Origin of the sequence: Streptomyces shaanxiensis, assembly GCF_039537145.1 — a bacterium.
Lineage (GTDB): Bacteria > Actinomycetota > Actinomycetes > Streptomycetales > Streptomycetaceae > Streptomyces > Streptomyces shaanxiensis.
In genome coordinates, this window is the sequence record NZ_BAAAZY010000007.1 from 292368 (window position 1) to 308586 (window position 16219).

Sequence of the window (16219 nt, forward strand, 5' to 3'; positions counted from 1 at the left end):
ACAACGGTCGAGGGCGCGAGTCCGAACTCACCAGGCTGATCCGGCAGCCTTTATTTCGCCCGACGCATGAGCGAAACCAGCGATACGGATCGCGTATAAGCCTTCCGGATCCGGCATTTGTTCTGCCGCCGGATGCCGTTCTACGTTGCTCACGAATCCCCCAGCGGGGGGCTCGAACGTGAACGGGGGCTTTTTCGCATGAGTTCGATGAATCGTCGCCGTCTGCTGCTCACGGGGTCCGGCGCGGCCATCGGTGTCGGACTGGCGTCGGGTTCCGCCACGGCCGCCCCGACAGCGGGAGCCACGGCGGGCGCTGTGACCGTGACACCGGGCGACGCGCGGTACGCCGATCTGACATCGGGCCTCAACCAGCGGTGGGTCGCGGCCCCGGAACGGATCGTGCTGCCCACGACGACGCGCGAGGTCGTCGCCATGGTGCAGGACGCGGTGGACCGGAAGAAGCGCATCAGCATCCGGGGCGGCGGACACTGTTTCGAGGACTTCGTCTTCAACTCGGAAGTCGAGGTCGTCATCAACATGTCCCGGATGAACGCCGTTTCCTTCGACGAGGAACGGCAGGCATTCGCCGTGGAGGGCGGGGCCACTCTGCTCCGGGTCTATGAATCCCTTTACGAGGGCTGGGGCGTCACGATTCCCGGCGGTGCCTGCTATTCCGTCGGTGTCGGAGGCCATGTCAGCGGCGGCGGCTACGGAATGCTCTCCCGCGCCCACGGCCTGACCGTCGACCATCTCGACGCCGTGGAGGTCGTGGTCGTCGACGCGTCCGGCAGGGCCCGCAGCGTCGTGGCCGGCCGCGACCCCGCCGACCCGAACCGCGACCTGTTCTGGGCGCACACCGGCGCCGGCGGCGGGAACTTCGGGGTCATCACCAAGTACTGGTTCCGCACACCGGGCAGCACCGGCACGGATCCGGGGGCACTGCTGCCCAGGCCGCCCGCCGAGGTGTACGTGACGATGGCGTCCTGGCCCTGGGAGGACGTCAGCAAGGCCGGCTTCGTCGGTCTGCTGGAGTTCTACGGCTCCTGGCTGGAGCGGCACAAGGACGTCTCGTCGCCGTACAAGGACATGTGCGTCTGGCTGATGCCGAACCACCAGTCGGCCGGCGACATCGCCCTGATCGCCCAGCTGGACGCCACGGTCCCGGACGCCCCACGTCTGCTGACCGACTTCCTCACCGGGCTCAACCAGGCCCTCGGTGTCAGCGACACGCCGGGGGTGCCGGAGCGGACCGGCGGGACGCACCGGTCGACATACGCCACCACGCAGCGGCTGCCCTGGCTGCGCGCCACCCGCTACGTGGGCACCGTCAGCCCCACGCAGACCGATCCCAACATGCGGGGCAAGCACAAGTCGGCGTACCACCGCCGGGGTCTCACCCGGCAGCAGATCGAGGCGGTCTACGAGCACCTGACCCGCTCGCCGCAGAACGCAAGGATCGCCGGGCTGGTCATGCCGTCCACCGGCGGGCGGATCGCCGAGGTCGGTCCGGCCGCGACGGCCGTGGCCCAGCGTGACTCGATCATGAAGGTCACCTACGAGGCGTACTGGTACGACGAGAACGACGACGCGGCCAACATCGCCTGGGTGCGCGGTGTCTACGCCGACGTGTACGCCGGCACCGGCGGAGTGCCCGTGCCGGACGAGCGCACCGACGGCTGTTATGTGAACTATCCCGACTCCGACCTCGGTGACCCCCGCTACAACCGGTCGTCCGTGCCCTGGCACGACCTCTACTTCAAGGGGAACTACCGGCGCCTGCGGGACGTGAAGCGGCGCTGGGACCCGAACGACGTCTTCCGGCACCGCCAGTCCGTACGGGCCTGACCGGACCCGAGGCTCCGAGGCTCCGAGGCTCCGAGGCCGCGAACGCCCGTCACGCGCGGGTGCGGCCCCCTATCGACCTGCAGACACTCCCCCAGGAACGAGGATGCGCCATGTCTCCTTCCCTTCCCCTGCCCACCGCTGCCGCGACCCCCGTCTTCGGCACGCCCCACGATCTGCCCAAGCCGCCCGGCCTGACCTGGCGGGTGCAGTCACGTGAGCCCGTCGGCTACGACGTGAACATCGTCCGGGGGCTGCTGAACCCGGCCAACCCGGTGCTCGCCCGCGCCTGCGGCGCCGACGGTCAGCAGCCGACCCGCTGCCTGGTGGTCGTCGACGACAAGGTGCACACGCTCTACGCGGAGCGCATCCGCGCCTACCTGGACGCCTGGCGCGTGGAGTCCTTCTGGAAGGTGCTCCCCGGCGACGAGGCCGCCAAGGAACTGGACAGCGCCGTCGAGGTGACCGAGGCGATGACGGCGATGGGTCTGCTGCGCCGCACCGAGAAGGTCGTCGCCGTCGGCGGCGGCGTGGTCCTCGACGTGGCCGGATTCGCCGCCAGCCTGTACCGGCGCGGGGTCCCCTACGTCCGGGTCCCCACCACCCTGCTGGGCCAGATCGACGCGGGCATCGGCGTCAAGACGGGCGTCAACCACGGCACCCACAAGAACCGCCTGGGCACCTACTACGCGCCCGAAACCGCCCTGATCGACCCGGAGTTCCTCGCCACCGTGGACCCGCGGCACATCGTCAACGGCACGGCCGAGATCATCAAGATGGCCCTGGTCAAGGACGCCGCGCTGTTCGAGCTCCTGGAGACCACGTTCGCCGACGCCGGCCCGCAGAGCCTCGCCGCGGGCGGGCCCGCCGCCACCGAGGTGATCTCCCGGGCCATCGCCGGGATGCTCGACGAACTGGAGCCCAACCTGTGGGAACAGGTGCTGGAGCGGTCGGTCGACTACGGCCACACCTTCAGCCCCTCCCTCGAACTGCGCGCCGATCCCCCGCTGTTGCACGGTGAGGCGGTCGCCGTCGACATGGCGATCTGCGTGGCCCTGGCCCACCACCGCGGCCTGCTGTCCGCCGACGACACCGACCGCGCACTGCGCCTGATGCACACCGCCGGGCTCCCGATCACCCACCCCGTGTTCACCACCGACCTGCTGGAGGAGGCCCTGCGGGACGCCGTCAAGCACCGCGACGGCTTCCAGCGGGTACCGCTGACCGACGGCATCGGCCGGGTGCGGTTCGTCAACGACCTCACCCGCGAAGAGCTGGGCCGCGCACGGGAGTTCGTACGGCAGCGGGCCGCCGCGCAGGGTGTGCCGGAGGACGCCGGGGTGTTGGCGGCGGCGTCGTGACGAAGGAGACCACCGGCCTCGGCACCGGTCTCGGCACCGGCCTGGAATCCGGCCTCGACACCGGCGTCGAAGGCAGCGGGGACATCTCGGTCGTCGACGTCGGCGGCACGCGGTTGCGCCGAGGGATCTGGTCCGCCGAGCGCGGGGTGCGGGATCTGGTCGACGGGCCGTCGCCGAGCGTACGGACCCATCCCGGGCTGCCTGTGCGGGAGTTGCGGAGCCGGATGGTCGACGCGCTGTGCGCCGCCGTCGCCCCGGGCGCGAGCCGTGCCGGAGTGTCGTTCGGCGCGGCGCTGGACCACCGTACGGGGACGGTGTACGCCTCGGCGCCACTGTGGGGCGCGCACGCCGAGCCCTTCGATCTGCTCGGCGCGCTGCGCGCGGCCCGGCCGGAGGTCGCCTGGCACCTCGTCAACGACGTGACGGCGGCGCTGCTGCACGCGGCCGCCGCACCGCGTCGGCGCACCCTGCGCAAGCTGCTCCTGGTCACCGTCAGCACGGGCATCGCCTGCCGCACCCTGGATCTGCGCACCGGCACCGTGCCGGTGGACGACTGCGGGCTGCAGGGCGAGATCGGCCACCTCCCGGCCGCCATACCGGCCACGCCGGTGCCGACCGCCACACCGGGCGCGCCGGCACCGGACGCCGTACCGGCCCCGCTCCTGCCCGCCAAGCTGCGCCCCGTCTGCGACTGCGGCGAGCCCGGTCATGTCGCCGCGTACGCCTCGGGCCCCGGCATCCGGCGTCTCGCCGGGCTGATGCGGGCGCGGGACGGCGAGCGGTGGGCGGCGTCGGCGCTGGGGCGGGCCGGGGAGGAGGCCGGGTTCGAGGGTGCGCTGCGGGAGGCGCTGGACGCGGGTGACGCGACCGCCGAGGCGTTGCTCGCGGCGGCGACCGAGCCCCTCGCGGCCGTGCTGCGCACCGCGCTGTGCCTGGACCCGGAGCTCGACGAGATCGTGCTCACGGGCGGGGTGGTGTACGGCCTCGGCGACCACGTACGACGCGCCCTGCTGACCCATCTGACCCGCACCGGTCTGTACCTCACCGCCGACCGCTCCCCCGACTGGGCCGCCCGCCGTGTCACCGCGTCCCGGCCGGGCGAGGCGGACCCGCTGATCGGTGCGGGGATCGCCGCGGGCGGTGGCCTGTCGGGGTGGTGGGGGCGGGAGGGCGGAGGTGCCGGATCCGTGGTCGGTCGCCACATGGGCGGTTCTCACATGGGCGGTCCCCACATGGCCGGTTCTCACATGGGCGGTCCCCACATGGGCGGTCCCCACACGGCCGATCCCCACACGGCCGATCCCCACACAGGCGGCCCCCACACGGCCGGTTGTCCCACGGACGACGGCAGCCCGGCCGTCCCCGCGCACGCCACCCCGGGCACGACCGGCCCACTCCCCGCAGGAGCCCCCCGATGACCGTCTCCCAGCACCGCGCGATCGTCCGTACGGGCACCCGCGTCCGGGTGGAGCCGCGGCCCACCCCACGGCCGGCGGCCGGGGAGGTTCTGCTCGCGCCGCAGACCGCCGGGTTGTGCGGTACGGATCTGCAGATGCTGCGCGGGCTGCGGGGCGACCCGGCGCCGGTGATCGGGCACGAGGGAACCGCGCTGGTCGTGGCGGCCGGGCCCGGTGTGGATCCGGCCCTCGGGCCCGGGACCCGGGTCGTGGTCAACCCGACCCATCCCGACGACCCGTCCTTCCTGCTCGGTCATCATCTCGACGGCCTGCTCCAGGAACGCACGCTCATCCCGGCGAGCGCGGTGCGCGCGGGGCTGGTGATGCCGCTGCCCGAGCCCCTCGAGCCGGACGGCCTGGCCGCCCTGCTGGAGCCCCTCGCGACCGTGCGGTACGCGTTCTCGGTCCTGGAGCGGGCGGGCATCCGTACGCTGCTCGTCTTCGGCGACGGCACGGTCGGTCATCTGGCCGTCCGGGCGGCCGGCCGCATGCTCGGGCCCGGCGTGCGCACGGTGCACGTCCACCACACGGACGCCGGCCGTACCTGGAGCGAGGGCCGGGCGCACCGGGCGGACGTCCTCCTCAGCCCGGCCGACGGCCCGGACGCCCTGTCCTCCGTGGTCGGCGACGAACCCGTCGGCGTCGTCCTGGCGACGCCCCGCGACGCGACGCTGCGCTGTCTGGAGACGGCACTGCGGGCCGTGCCCGGGGAGCTCACCGTCGACCTGCTCGGCGGGCTTCCCTCCGACGCCCGGAGTCCGCTGCTTCCCGGAGTGGAACTCGCCGCCGTCCGCGCGGCCAACTGCGGCGGCCGCCCCAGCCCGGCGCGCGTCGATCACGCCGTCACGGACGCGGGAGCGCGGGTGCGGCTGTTCGGTCACCGCGGGGTGGCGGACCACCATCTGCGGGACGCGGCGGCCGAGTTGGCGGCGGCCCCCGAGCGGTACCGCGACCTGGTCACCCACGTCGCCGACCTCGACGAGGCCGCCCGGATCATGCACCACCTGGCCCTCCACCGCGACCGCACCTGGCAGGGCCACCGCCTGATCAAGCTGGCCGTACACATCACCCCACCCACACCCACGTCGACCACCCAGCCCACCTGACCACCCGGGCCACCGCGCCCGACGACGCCGGGCGGGCACACACCGGTCGCCCACTGTGCCGACGCCGCAACGACAGCACCCGCGCCACGAAGCACACCCGGAAGCCGGCCAGAACGCCCCGCCCGACGGACCACCGACCGCCCCCAACCCCTCGCCCAAGGAGCCCAAATGACCGTCCCCCACCCATCACCGGCCCCCCGCCGCGCCCTGGTCGTCGGTGGCTCGACCGGGATCGGGCGCGCGGTCGCCGAGGCCTGGGCGCGGGCCGGGCTCGATGTGCTGGTGCTGAGCCGCAGCAGGCCCACCGGAGACGGTGCCGACCTGCTGCACTGGTCCCCGCTGGATCTCTCCGACGCCGACGCCGCCCGGGCCGCGCTCGACGGGGCGGGCGCCGGCCCGCTGGACGCCGTCTGCTACTCGGCCGTGTCGTACGGCACCCGCCGCGCGCCGTTCGGGGACGTCGAGGAGGGCGAGTGGCGCCGGCAGGTGGAGGTGAATCTGCACGGCCTGTGGCTGACCCTGTCGGCCACCCTCCCCGTCCTGCGGCGCGCGCGGTCCGGGCTGTTCCTCGGCATCTCCTCCGAGGTGGTCTACAACGCCGGTCCGGGACGCTCCGGTTACGCGGCGACCAAGGCCGCAGGCAGCGCGCTGCTGGACTCGATCGCCCAGGAGGAGGGCGCGGACGGCGTCCGTGTCGTGCAGGCACTCCCGGCCGGCATGGTGGACACGCCCGGAATCCGGCAGCGCCGCCCCGCCGACTTCGACTACGGCGCCTACATGCGCCCTCGGCATTTCGCCGCGCTGGCCCACGAGTTGGTCACCGCCGGGGCCGCCGACCACCACGGCGACAGCCTGATCGTGGACGAGTACGGCCAGTGGCGCTCCGTACGGGAGGCACGCCCCGTCTCCCAGAGCCGCGAGGTCCCCGCATGACCGCCCCGGCCGCCACCACCGTAGGCCTCACCTCCTGGCGCCTTCCCGCCGAGGGCGCCGAGGAGGCCGTCCGGCACGCGGCACGCCTGGGCGCCGACGGTGTGCAGCTCGACCTCGGCGGTCCGGGCCGTGGCCCGTGGGCCGACGACCCCGGGACGGTCGAGGCGGTGCTCCGGGCGCGGGCCGAAGCAGGCGTCGCGCTGCTCGGGCTGACCGCCAACACCCTGAACGACATCGGGCTCACCGCCCCTTCGCGCAGCGCCGACGGCACCCTCGCCAGGGTGGTGGTCGTACGACTGCTCGACGCGGCGCACGCCTACGGTGTGCCGCTGGTGTTCCTGCCCAGCTTCCGGCGCAGCGCCATCGACACCCCGGACGACTTCCGGCGCACCGCACGGATCCTGGCCTGGGCCGCCACGGAGGCCAACGCCCGGGGGCTGGTCCTCGCCAACGAGAACGTCCTGGAGCCGGAACGGGCCGCGCACCTCGTCGAGAAGGTCGGCTCGCCGGGCTTCCGGCTGCTGCTGGACCCGTACAACCTGTGCGTGGCCGGGCGCGACCCGGTGCGGTGGGTGGCGGCCGTGGGGCCGTACCTCGCCGACCAGATCCATCTCAAGGACGGACACCTCCGGGCGGAGGGAAGCGCCGCGCTCGGCACGGGGGACGGCCGTCTGGACGACGTCCTCGCCGCCGTGGCCGCGTACGGCCCCGCGCCGCGCGCCCTCGTCCTGGAGAACGACTACCGCGACGGCGACACCGCCCTCCCGCTCCGCGACCTCGCCTGGGCCCGGGCCCGCGCCGCCCGCCCCACGCCGTCCCCCGCCCCCTCTCACCGCACCGAGGCAGCCGTATGACGTCGCGCACCACGCTCTCCGCCGAGGCCCTGCTCTTCGACATGGACGGCACCCTGGTGGACTCCACCGTGGTCGTCGAGCGGACCTGGCGGCGTTTCGCCCGGCGGCACGGGCTCGACGCCGACCGGATCCTCGCCACCGCGCACGGCCGCCGCACGGGCGAGACGGTCGCCCGGTACGCCCCGGCGGGCGTCGACGTGGCGGCGGAGACCGCACGACTCGTCGCGGAGGAGGTCGAGGACGTCGACGGGATCGTGCCCGTGCCCGGTGCGCCGGAGCTGCTTGCCTCACTCGCCGGTGCCCGCTGGGCCGTGGTCACCTCCGCCGGACGGGAGCTGACGCACCGCCGGATGGCGGCGGCCGGGCTGCCGTTGCCGTCCCTGCTGGTCAGCGCCGACGACGTGCGCGAGGGCAAGCCCAGCCCGGAGGGCTATCTGACCGCCGCGGCGGCCCTGAACGTCCGCCCGGCCGCGACGGTCGTCTTCGAGGACGCCGAGGCGGGGCTGCGCGCGGCGGCCGCGGCGGGCGCCCCCGCCGTGGTGGTCGGCGGCCACGGCGGCCCGGCCGCCGAGGGCTGCCCGAGGGTGCGCGACCTGCGCGAGGTGACCGTCACCGACACCGGCCGCGGCGTACTGCGCCTGACCTTGAAGCACCCCGAGCCGGTGTCCCGGGCCTGACGACGAGGTCTCGCCCCACCCCAACATCCCTGTTCCGCACCGCACTTGATGGAGTTTCCAGCCCATGACAACCCTGCCCGAGACCACCACCGTCCCCGCCGTCCCCGGCGCCCCCGACGTCCGGCTCGCCGGCCCCGCCGACCACGGCCTCGTCGCCGAGGGCTATGTCGCCGAGGGATTCGAGGAGGTCCGCGAGGAGTTCGACCGCAATCTGCGCGAGCGCGACGAGCTCGGCGGCGCCTTCTGCGCCTGGTGGCGCGGCGCCAAGGTGGTGGACATCTGGGGCGGAGTCGCCGACTCCGGCACCGGCCGCCCCTGGGAGCCCGGCACCAAGTCCCTGATCTTCTCCGGCAGCAAGGGGATCGTGGCGATCACGCTGCTCGTCGCCGTCCAGAAGGGCCTGATCGACTTCGACGCCCCGGTCGCCCGCTACTGGCCCGAGTTCGGCCGGCACGGCAAGGAGCGCATCACGCTGCGCCAGGTGATGTCGTACACCGCGGGTCTGCCCGGGGTCCGGGTGCCGCTCGGCCAGGACGACATCACCGATCCGCTGGCGATGGCCCGGCTCATCGCCGAGCAGGCGCCGGAGGAGGACGAGCGGGCCGGAGGCATCCTGTACGGGCCGTACACGGCCGGCTGGATCGCCGGCGAGGTCGTGCGCCGCGTGGACGGGCGCACCATCGACCGGTTCTTCGCCGAGGAGATCGCCGCCCCGCACGAGCTCGACATGTCGTACGGCGTTCCCGCGGAGCGCGCCGGCGAGGTGGCCCGGCTGGAGTACGGGGCACACTTCCTGGCCCAGTACACCGGGTTCTTCACCAGCGACGATCCGATGACCCAGCGGATCTGGCAGAACCCGATCCCGTTCCCGCACGAGGAGATGGTCTGGAACCGCCCGGAGCGGCGCACCTCGCTGATACCCGCGGCCAATGTCATCGGCACGGCACGGGCCATCTCGCGGCTGTACGCCATCCTGGCCACGGACGCGACCCGTGCGCACGGCGAGGAGTACACCCTCCTCTCCCGTGAGGTGCTGGACGACGCGCGGCGCGAGTACGTGCGCAAGACCGATCCGCTCATCGACATCCGCATGGTGTACGGCGGTGCCGGCTTCCGGCTGCGGTCGACCCCGCGCGACGGCGTGGACGGCGACTCCTTCGGGCACGACGGCGGTGGCGGTTCGGCCCATCTGGCCTGGCCCGGCGCGGGAGTCGGCCTCTCCTACATCACCAACCGGCTCATCGCGGTGGGCCCCGACGACAAGCGGGCCTCCTCGCTGCTGAAGGCTCTCGCGCGGGCGGTATCCCGGCTCGGCGCGTGACGGGCCGTCGCCGGGGTCCGACCCCCTCCCCCGGCGACGGCCGCACCGGCGGGCGCCCGGGCCACAAGCCCGCGGCGCCCGCCGGTCCTCGTACGATCACCGCACTCCCCTTCCGCCTCCCGCCTCCCGCCTCCCGCCTCCCGCCTCCCGTACGCCAACTCCACCTCCCGTACGTCAACTTCCCCCCACCGGAGCTCACTTCATGGAAACCGGCGCCTCCGTGTTCGCCACCCCCGCCACCATGCCGCCGGGGCCGCTGGCCCGGCTGCTGGAGGAACACGGGCACACCGCCCTGTACTTCGCCGAGCACACCCACGCGGTCGCGGGCCGGCAGGCGGAGCGGATGCCGCACAAGTTCCGCGAGACGCTGGATCCGTTCGTGGCCGCGACGGCCGCCGCCTGCGCCACCCGCTCGCTGCGGGTCGGCAGCGCCATCTGCCTGGTGGCCCAGCACGATCCGCTGGTGCTGGCCAAGACCGTCGCCAGCGTCGACCATCTGTCCGGCGGCCGCGTCGACTTCGGCGTCGGGGCGGGCTGGGCCGTGGACGAGATGCGGCACCACGGGGTGGATCCGGACCGCCGTTTCGCGCGGATGCGCGAGCACGTGGAGGCGATGCGGGCGATCTGGACGCAGCGGGAGGCCTCCTACGCCGGGAAGAGCGTCGCCTTCGAGGGCGTGTGGTCGTGGCCCAAGCCGGCCCAGTGGCCGCATCCGCCGGTCATGATCGGCGGCATGGGGCCGCGGGTCCTGGAGCGGGTCCTGGCCTACGGCGACGCCTGGCTGCCCGACTTCGCGAACGAGGAGACGTTCACCCACACGCTGGGGCGCATCCCCGAGCTGCGCAAGCGGGCCGAGGACGCCGGGCGCGGTCCGGTCCCCGTGGTGCTGGCCGGCGTACCGCATGACCCGCGCGTCCTGGAGCGGTGCGAACAGGCGGGCGTGACCCGGGTGTTGACCCTGCTGCCGGCGGCGGGGCGCAGCGTGGTCGAGCGGTATCTGGAGCGGTACGAGCTGGCGATCGCGGCGTGGCGGGGCGAGTGAGCCCTGGCGTCGCGGCCCCCGACGGGCTCCGACGCGACTCCCGACGACTCAGGCGGCCTGCCGTACCCCGACCACGCGTTCCATGAAGCGCAGGGCCAGCGGGTGGGCCCCGGTCGAGGGGCGGGCCAGCCAGAGCGGCATCGGCGGGGCTCCGGTGAGCGGGACGAAGCGGACCCCTGGGTGCGGATTGCGGCGCAGCGCCAGCTCGGGCACGACGCCGATGCCGTGACCGGCGGCGATCAGCTCCAGCCACTCGGCGAAGCCGCCGCACAGTGTCACGTTGGCGGGCCGGGCCTCCTCCGGCCAGTCACGCAGCTGCGTGGCACCGCTCACGGTGTTGATCAGCATCGGGTGCTCGGCCAGCTCGGACCAGGCGAGGCTGCGCCGGCGGGCGAGCGGTGATCTTCGGGCGACGGCGGCGACACGCTCCTCCTGGGCGATCCGCACGGTCCGCAGCCCCCGGGCGACCTGCCGGCCGCGCAACACGGCGAGCTGGACGGCACCCTCGTCCACCCCGGCACACCGCTCGTCCCGGCGGACCAGATCCACGGCGACACCGTACGCCCGCTCGAAGCCGACGATCGTGTCCTGCAGCAGCTCGTCGGGGAACAGCCAGCTGAAGCCGATCCGCAGCGTCTGGATGTCGTACCGCGGTGTGAGCGCGGACTCCAGACGGGGCAGCAGCTCCTTCAGCTCCTCCCGCAGCAGCACACCCGACTCACTGAGCCGGACCGTGCGGGTGGTGCGATGGAAGAGCCGGGCACCCAGGGCCTCTTCGAGCCGGTGGATGGAGCGCGTCAGGGACGGCTGGGTGGTGTACAGCGAGGCAGCGGCCTGGGTGAAGCTCAGTTGCTCCGCGAGTACGAGGAAGGCGCGCAGGTGGCGTATGCCTATGTCCGCTATGGCCGCTTGTCCGGGCGATGTTCCGCGCACTGCTCATGTCCTCCGTGGGGGTCACATCGAGGGGCTCATCTGATCACCCATGGGAAAATTACAAACAGAACGATCGTTTTGTAAAGCGGCTTTGGTTATCCGTGGACGACAGCAAAACAAACTCTTTACCTTACCGTCGCGGAGGGCTCGCGTCCGGCAAGCAGGGAGCGGTACCAGGCGGCCGCGTCGGCAAGCCCGGCCAGCGGCCCGGGGCCGGGCGCGCAGTCCGCGAGCCGCCAGATCTCCCGGCTGTCGTACCAGTGGTCCTCGGACAGCAGCCGGAACTGGCGCTCGCTGATCCGCCCCGGGGTGCGGGACAGCTCCGTCAGACAGCGCCCCAGCGGCCAGTCCCGCTCGGCGACCTCGGGCAGTACGCCGTGTCCGGCCAGTGCGGTCAGCAGATCGGCGACCCGCACCGGCTCCGGGTGGCTCGCGTGATACGTCCCGCCCGTCGGCCGTCCGGCGCGAGCGAGGGCCGTGACCAGCCGGGCGAGGTCACGGACGTCCACGACGGACAGCAGGCCCCGCCCGCCGTCCCAGCGGGCCGGAACGCGCTCCGTGAGCTCGGCCAGCGCGGGCACCACCCAGCGGTCCCCGGCACCCAGCACCAGCCCCGGCCGCAGCACAGTCCCGCCCGCGTCCAGGACCAGCCGTTCGGCGGCCAGCCTGGTGCGGCTGGCGGCGGACACCGGGGCGGGGTCGATCTCGTCGACCGCGATGCCCCGGTGCGGACCGGCGCCGTACACGGCGGCGGTGGAGAGCAGCAGGATCCGCCCGACACCGGCCCGGCGCGCCTCGTCGAGCAGTGCGGAGGTGCCGCCCACGTTCACGGCCGTGCACTCGTCCGGGTCGCCACCGACCCGGGCGGCGAGATGCAGCAGGACGTCGCAGCCGGTGCCGAGGCCGCGCAGCGACGCCGGATCCGTGACGTCGGCACGGGCCCACTCCACTCCGGGCAGCGGTTCCTGCCCGGCGGGCGCGACCCGCACGACGGCCCGCACCGCGAGGTCGGCCCCGTCGGCCCGGGCCCGCGAGAGCGTGCGCAGCACCGTCGAGCCGATGAATCCCGTGGCCCCGGTCAGCAGAACGCGCACCCCGCTCACAGCATCGCCTTCCCGCGCTCCACGTCCACGGTCAGCCGCGCCAGGGTCGCGGGGGTGGCGATGCCCGGCAGCAGGTAGTTCCACAGCGTCGCGATCTGGGCGGGCAGGTCCTGCCGCTCGTTCTCCAGGTGGGACATCAGCTGCGTACCGGTGAAGGAGGCGACCAGGACCCGTGCGAACTCGGCACCGTCGACCTGGGGCAGCAGCTCACCGCGCTGCTCGGCGGCGTCCAGCTCGGCACGGAAGCGGTCGATCCACCAGCGGTAGACGGTGAAGTCCCGCAGCCCTGCCTCGCCCTGCTCGACGGCCAGCCGCACCCCGGCCCGCAGCAGCACGTTGCGCTGCAGCTCGAAGCCCAGATAGAGGGTCAGGTCGACCAGCTGCTGCAGCCCGGCCGGCTCGTCGGGCAGCGCGAGCGTGGCGGCCTGCTCCACGAGCACCGCCCGGCCGAGGTCCTCCTTGGACTTGAAGTGGAAGTACATGGCGCCCTGGGTGACCCCGGCCCGCTGCAGGATCTTGCTGACGCCGGCGGCCGAGTACCCGTACTCGTCGAACACCTCCGCCGCCGCGGTCAGGATCGCCTCACGGGTGCGGACCGCGCGTTCCTGCTTGGGCCGTGTCATCGGACAGCTCCATGTGATTGAGAAGTGACAGCAACAAAAACAAAACGATCGCCCTTTATAGTATCGGCTACCAACCGTGAGACGGACGCCGCGCTCGGCCACCCCGCCCGCGCGATCCGTCCTGTCCGAGAAGAGGTAGCACCGTGATCCGCATCGCCCAGGACCTGACTTCCTCGTCGTGGGCCCCCGTGCCGCAGAGTTACAGCCACAAGCGCAACGCGGACGAGACCCTCCTCACCTCTTGGCAGCGCACCGGCCCCGACAGATTCCTGATCAAGGCCGGCTGGCCCGGGGACCATTCCTTCTACACCACCGGGGCGGACGGCACCGACCCGCTGCTGTTCAGCGAGACCGTCCGGCAGTGCCTTCCGGTGCTGTCGCACGCAGCGTACGACGTCCCCCTGGGCCACCACCTGCTGTGGGAGACGTACGACTACTCGCTCGCCGAGTCGCCGAGCGCACCCCGAGACATCACCCTGCACATCGACTGCACCGACATCTCCCGTCGCGGCACCCGGGCCGGCGCCGCCACCGCGCACATACGCGCCCTGCACGGCGACTCCCTGATAGGCACCGCGACCACGCGGTTCACCATCCAGACCCCGGCGGTCTACCGACGGCTGCGCGGCGAGTACGCCGACGTCGCCCACGCGCTGGAGCGCCGCCTGCCGCTGCCCGCGCCCCTGCCGGAGCAGGAGGCGGGCCGGGAGCGGCCGTACGACGTCGTCCTGTCCCCCACGGACATCCCCGGCCGCCATCAACTGCGCGTCGACACCGGCCATCCCGTCCTCTTCGACCACCCGGTCGACCACGTCCCCGGCATCCTGCTGCTCGACGCCGCACGCCAGGCCGCGCACGCCGCCTCCCGCGTCCGCCCGGTCCATCCCATTGGTATGACCACCCGGTTCTTCCGGTACGTCGAGTTCGACGCCCCCTGCTGGATCGAGACCGCGGTCGACCCCGCCCACCCGGACCGGCTGCTGGTGACCGCCTGGCAGAACGACAAGGAGTGCTTCACGGCCTCCGTCGCCCTGGCCGCCACGCAGGCCACGCCCGCCGCGAACGCCCCTCACACCGGACGCGGCGCGGCCTGAGGGCCACTCACATCACCGTCGCCGACTTGACCTTCACCCAGACGTAAAGGTTGATGCTGCCACCCATGCACACACCACAGACTCCCCCCACCGAGCGGGGTACCACCTGGGCGCTGACCGTCCTGACCCTGTGCTCGTTCACTCTCGGCACCGGCGAGATCATGATCGCGGGCCTGCTGCCGGACATCGCCGGCGACGCCGGTGTCTCGCTGTCCACGGCGGGCCTGCTGGTCAGCTCCTTCGCCCTGACCGTCGTCATCGGCGGCCCCATCCTGGCGCTGACCACCGGCCGGGCCCGGCGGCGCCGGCTGCTGACGGCGCTGATGGTCACCTACGTCCTCGGCAACATCGTGTCCGCCGTGGCGCCCTCGTTCTGGCCGCTGGCCACCGGCAGGATCATCGCGGCGCTGGCCCACTCGGCCCTGATGCCGCTGTTCTTCGGTATCGCGGCCGACGTCGTGCCGCCGAACAAGCGCGGCATGGCCGTCGCCCGGGTCTCGCTGGGCTTCAGCCTGGCGATGATCGCGGGACTGCCCATCGGCACCGCCCTCGGCCAGTGGCTGGACTGGCGGGCCACCTTCTGGGCGGTCGCCGCGCTCACCCTCGCGGCCACCGTGCCGGTCGCGGCCCTCGCCCCCGACACCCCCGGTATCTCCGCGGCCGACGACCAGGGACGGCTCAGGGAGCTCAAGGTCCTCGGTGACCGCCGGGTGCAGATCGTCACCGGAATCACCGCCCTGGGCGCCGCCGCCTCCTTCACCGCGTACACCTATGTCACCCCCCTGCTCACCGACTCCGTCGGTTTCAGCGAGTCCTCGGTCACCGTCCTGTTGCTGCTGTTCGGCATCGGCGGCACGGTCGGCAACCTCATCGGCGGCCGGCTGACCGACCGCTCGGTGCTCGGAGCGGTCTCCCTGTCGGTGGCGGCACTGGCCGCCTCCTTGCTGCTCCTGGGCGCGACAACCGACATCAAGGTGGCGGCGGTGGCGTTCCTGTTCCTGTTCGGCGCCGCCTACTACGCGGTGATCCCGGCGGTGAACACGCGCCTGCTCAACGTCGCCTCGCAGCAGGCCCGCACACTCGCCCTGACCGTGCAGAGCTCGGCGTTCAACCTCGGTACGGCCGTGGGCGGCTGGCTGGGCGGCAGGGTCATCGCTGCGGACGCCGGACTGCGCTGGCTGCCCGTCGTGGGCGGCCTGGTCGCACTGATCGCCCTGCTGCTCGCCGTGGGCGAGGCGGCGGGCGAACGGCGTCGCACAGCGGCGACGACAGCGGAGGACCCCCTGGAGCGATCCACGCCCGCACCCACGCCCACGCCCACGTCCACGGAGAAGGCATCCACGGCCACGGCCACGGAGAAGGCTTCCGAAAGCCCCGTCTGAGCGTTCATGACCGCCGGTCGGAAAGGAGCAGCCATGCGCATCGGGGAACTCGCGCACACCACCAACACCACCACACGCGCGCTGCGGTACTACGAGGAGCACGGACTCCTCCATCCCGAGCGCACCTCGAACGGCTACCGCGTCTACGGGCCGGACTCCGTGCGGGTCGTGGAGAACATCCGGCTGCTCCTGGCCGCCGGACTCACCACGGAGGACCTCCTGATCCTCGACCGCTGCCTGCGCGACGAGCTGCTGAACGACCACAGCTGCGCGGACCCGGGCGCCAAGATCGCGGTGTTCGAGCAGCGGCTCGCGGTGATCCAGCGGCGTATCGACGATCTCACGCACGTCCGCGCCCGGTTGCTCGACCGCCTCGGTGAACTGCGCGAGCGGGCCGCCCCGCCCGGAGACCGGGTCTGCCCCCAGCGGCTCGCGGAGCGTGCGGCGGCGTAGGACCCGCGTTCGGGAGCTGCATCCCGGTCCGACCGGGT

Annotated in this window: 15 protein-coding genes; 12 read left to right on the forward strand and 3 right to left on the reverse strand. The window is 73.1% G+C overall.

Features of this window, described 5'->3' with window-relative positions; translation table 11 throughout:
- Positions 1-198 precede the first annotated feature (198 nt).
- The 9 genes from ABD932_RS10460 to ABD932_RS10500 all read left to right on the forward strand — a co-directional run bounded on the left by ABD932_RS10460 (position 199) and on the right by ABD932_RS10500 (position 10593).
- On the forward strand, positions 199-1845 hold the full coding sequence (locus tag ABD932_RS10460) for an FAD-binding oxidoreductase (RefSeq protein ID WP_345010998.1): 1647 nt from the start codon (positions 199-201) through the stop codon (positions 1843-1845).
- A 110-nt stretch (positions 1846-1955) separates the two neighbouring features.
- A complete protein-coding gene (locus ABD932_RS10465) occupies positions 1956-3203 on the forward strand; it encodes a sedoheptulose 7-phosphate cyclase (protein ID WP_345011000.1) in 1248 nt (415 codons plus the stop codon).
- Complete coding sequence (locus ABD932_RS10470; RefSeq protein WP_345011002.1) at positions 3200-4621, forward strand: ROK family protein; 1422 nt, start codon at positions 3200-3202, stop codon at positions 4619-4621. The genes ABD932_RS10465 and ABD932_RS10470 overlap by 4 nt, the downstream gene beginning before the upstream one ends.
- Positions 4618-5766 carry an alcohol dehydrogenase catalytic domain-containing protein gene (locus ABD932_RS10475; RefSeq protein WP_345011004.1) on the forward strand — a complete coding sequence of 383 codons (1149 nt, stop codon included), beginning with the start codon at positions 4618-4620 and terminating at the stop codon, positions 5764-5766. Before ABD932_RS10470 ends, ABD932_RS10475 begins: the two co-directional genes overlap by 4 nt.
- A 168-nt stretch (positions 5767-5934) precedes the next feature.
- Entirely contained in the window at positions 5935-6699 is a 765-nt protein-coding gene (locus ABD932_RS10480; protein WP_345011006.1) for an SDR family NAD(P)-dependent oxidoreductase, read from the forward strand.
- Entirely contained in the window at positions 6696-7553 is an 858-nt protein-coding gene (locus ABD932_RS10485; RefSeq protein ID WP_345011008.1) for a sugar phosphate isomerase/epimerase family protein, read from the forward strand. Before ABD932_RS10480 ends, ABD932_RS10485 begins: the two co-directional genes overlap by 4 nt.
- Positions 7550-8230: an HAD-IA family hydrolase gene (locus ABD932_RS10490; protein ID WP_345011010.1), complete on the forward strand. Its 681-nt coding sequence runs from the start codon at positions 7550-7552 to the stop codon at positions 8228-8230. The genes ABD932_RS10485 and ABD932_RS10490 overlap by 4 nt, the downstream gene beginning before the upstream one ends.
- A 64-nt stretch (positions 8231-8294) precedes the next feature.
- On the forward strand, positions 8295-9551 hold the full coding sequence (locus ABD932_RS10495; protein ID WP_345011012.1) for a serine hydrolase domain-containing protein: 1257 nt from the start codon (positions 8295-8297) through the stop codon (positions 9549-9551).
- A gap of 202 nt (positions 9552-9753) precedes the next feature.
- Positions 9754-10593, forward strand: coding sequence for a TIGR03619 family F420-dependent LLM class oxidoreductase (locus ABD932_RS10500; protein WP_345011014.1), 840 nt, complete (start codon positions 9754-9756; stop codon positions 10591-10593).
- A gap of 48 nt (positions 10594-10641) precedes the next feature.
- Here ABD932_RS10500 and ABD932_RS10505 read toward each other — a convergent pair whose 3' ends face one another.
- The 3 genes from ABD932_RS10505 to ABD932_RS10515 form a co-directional block, all read right to left on the reverse strand.
- Complete coding sequence (locus tag ABD932_RS10505; RefSeq protein ID WP_345011016.1) at positions 10642-11526, reverse strand: LysR family transcriptional regulator; 885 nt, start codon at positions 11524-11526, stop codon at positions 10642-10644.
- A 125-nt stretch (positions 11527-11651) separates the two neighbouring features.
- Positions 11652-12629, reverse strand: coding sequence for an NAD-dependent epimerase/dehydratase family protein (locus ABD932_RS10510; RefSeq protein ID WP_345011018.1), 978 nt, complete (start codon positions 12627-12629; stop codon positions 11652-11654).
- Positions 12626-13252, reverse strand: coding sequence for a ScbR family autoregulator-binding transcription factor (locus ABD932_RS10515; protein WP_345011020.1), 627 nt, complete (start codon positions 13250-13252; stop codon positions 12626-12628). The genes ABD932_RS10510 and ABD932_RS10515 overlap by 4 nt, the downstream gene beginning before the upstream one ends.
- Positions 13253-13395: 143 nt before the next feature.
- Here ABD932_RS10515 and ABD932_RS10520 point away from each other — a divergent pair, with 143 nt between their 5' ends.
- The 3 genes from ABD932_RS10520 to ABD932_RS10530 all read left to right on the forward strand — a co-directional run bounded on the left by ABD932_RS10520 (position 13396) and on the right by ABD932_RS10530 (position 16181).
- Complete coding sequence (locus ABD932_RS10520; protein WP_345011022.1) at positions 13396-14346, forward strand: ScbA/BarX family gamma-butyrolactone biosynthesis protein; 951 nt, start codon at positions 13396-13398, stop codon at positions 14344-14346.
- 65 nt (positions 14347-14411) lie between these two features.
- Positions 14412-15728, forward strand: coding sequence for an MFS transporter (locus tag ABD932_RS10525; RefSeq protein ID WP_345011024.1), 1317 nt, complete (start codon positions 14412-14414; stop codon positions 15726-15728).
- A 33-nt stretch (positions 15729-15761) separates the two neighbouring features.
- Positions 15762-16181, forward strand: a complete 420-nt coding sequence (locus tag ABD932_RS10530) for a MerR family transcriptional regulator (protein WP_345011026.1) — start codon at positions 15762-15764, stop codon at positions 16179-16181.
- Positions 16182-16219: the final 38 nt, after the last annotated feature.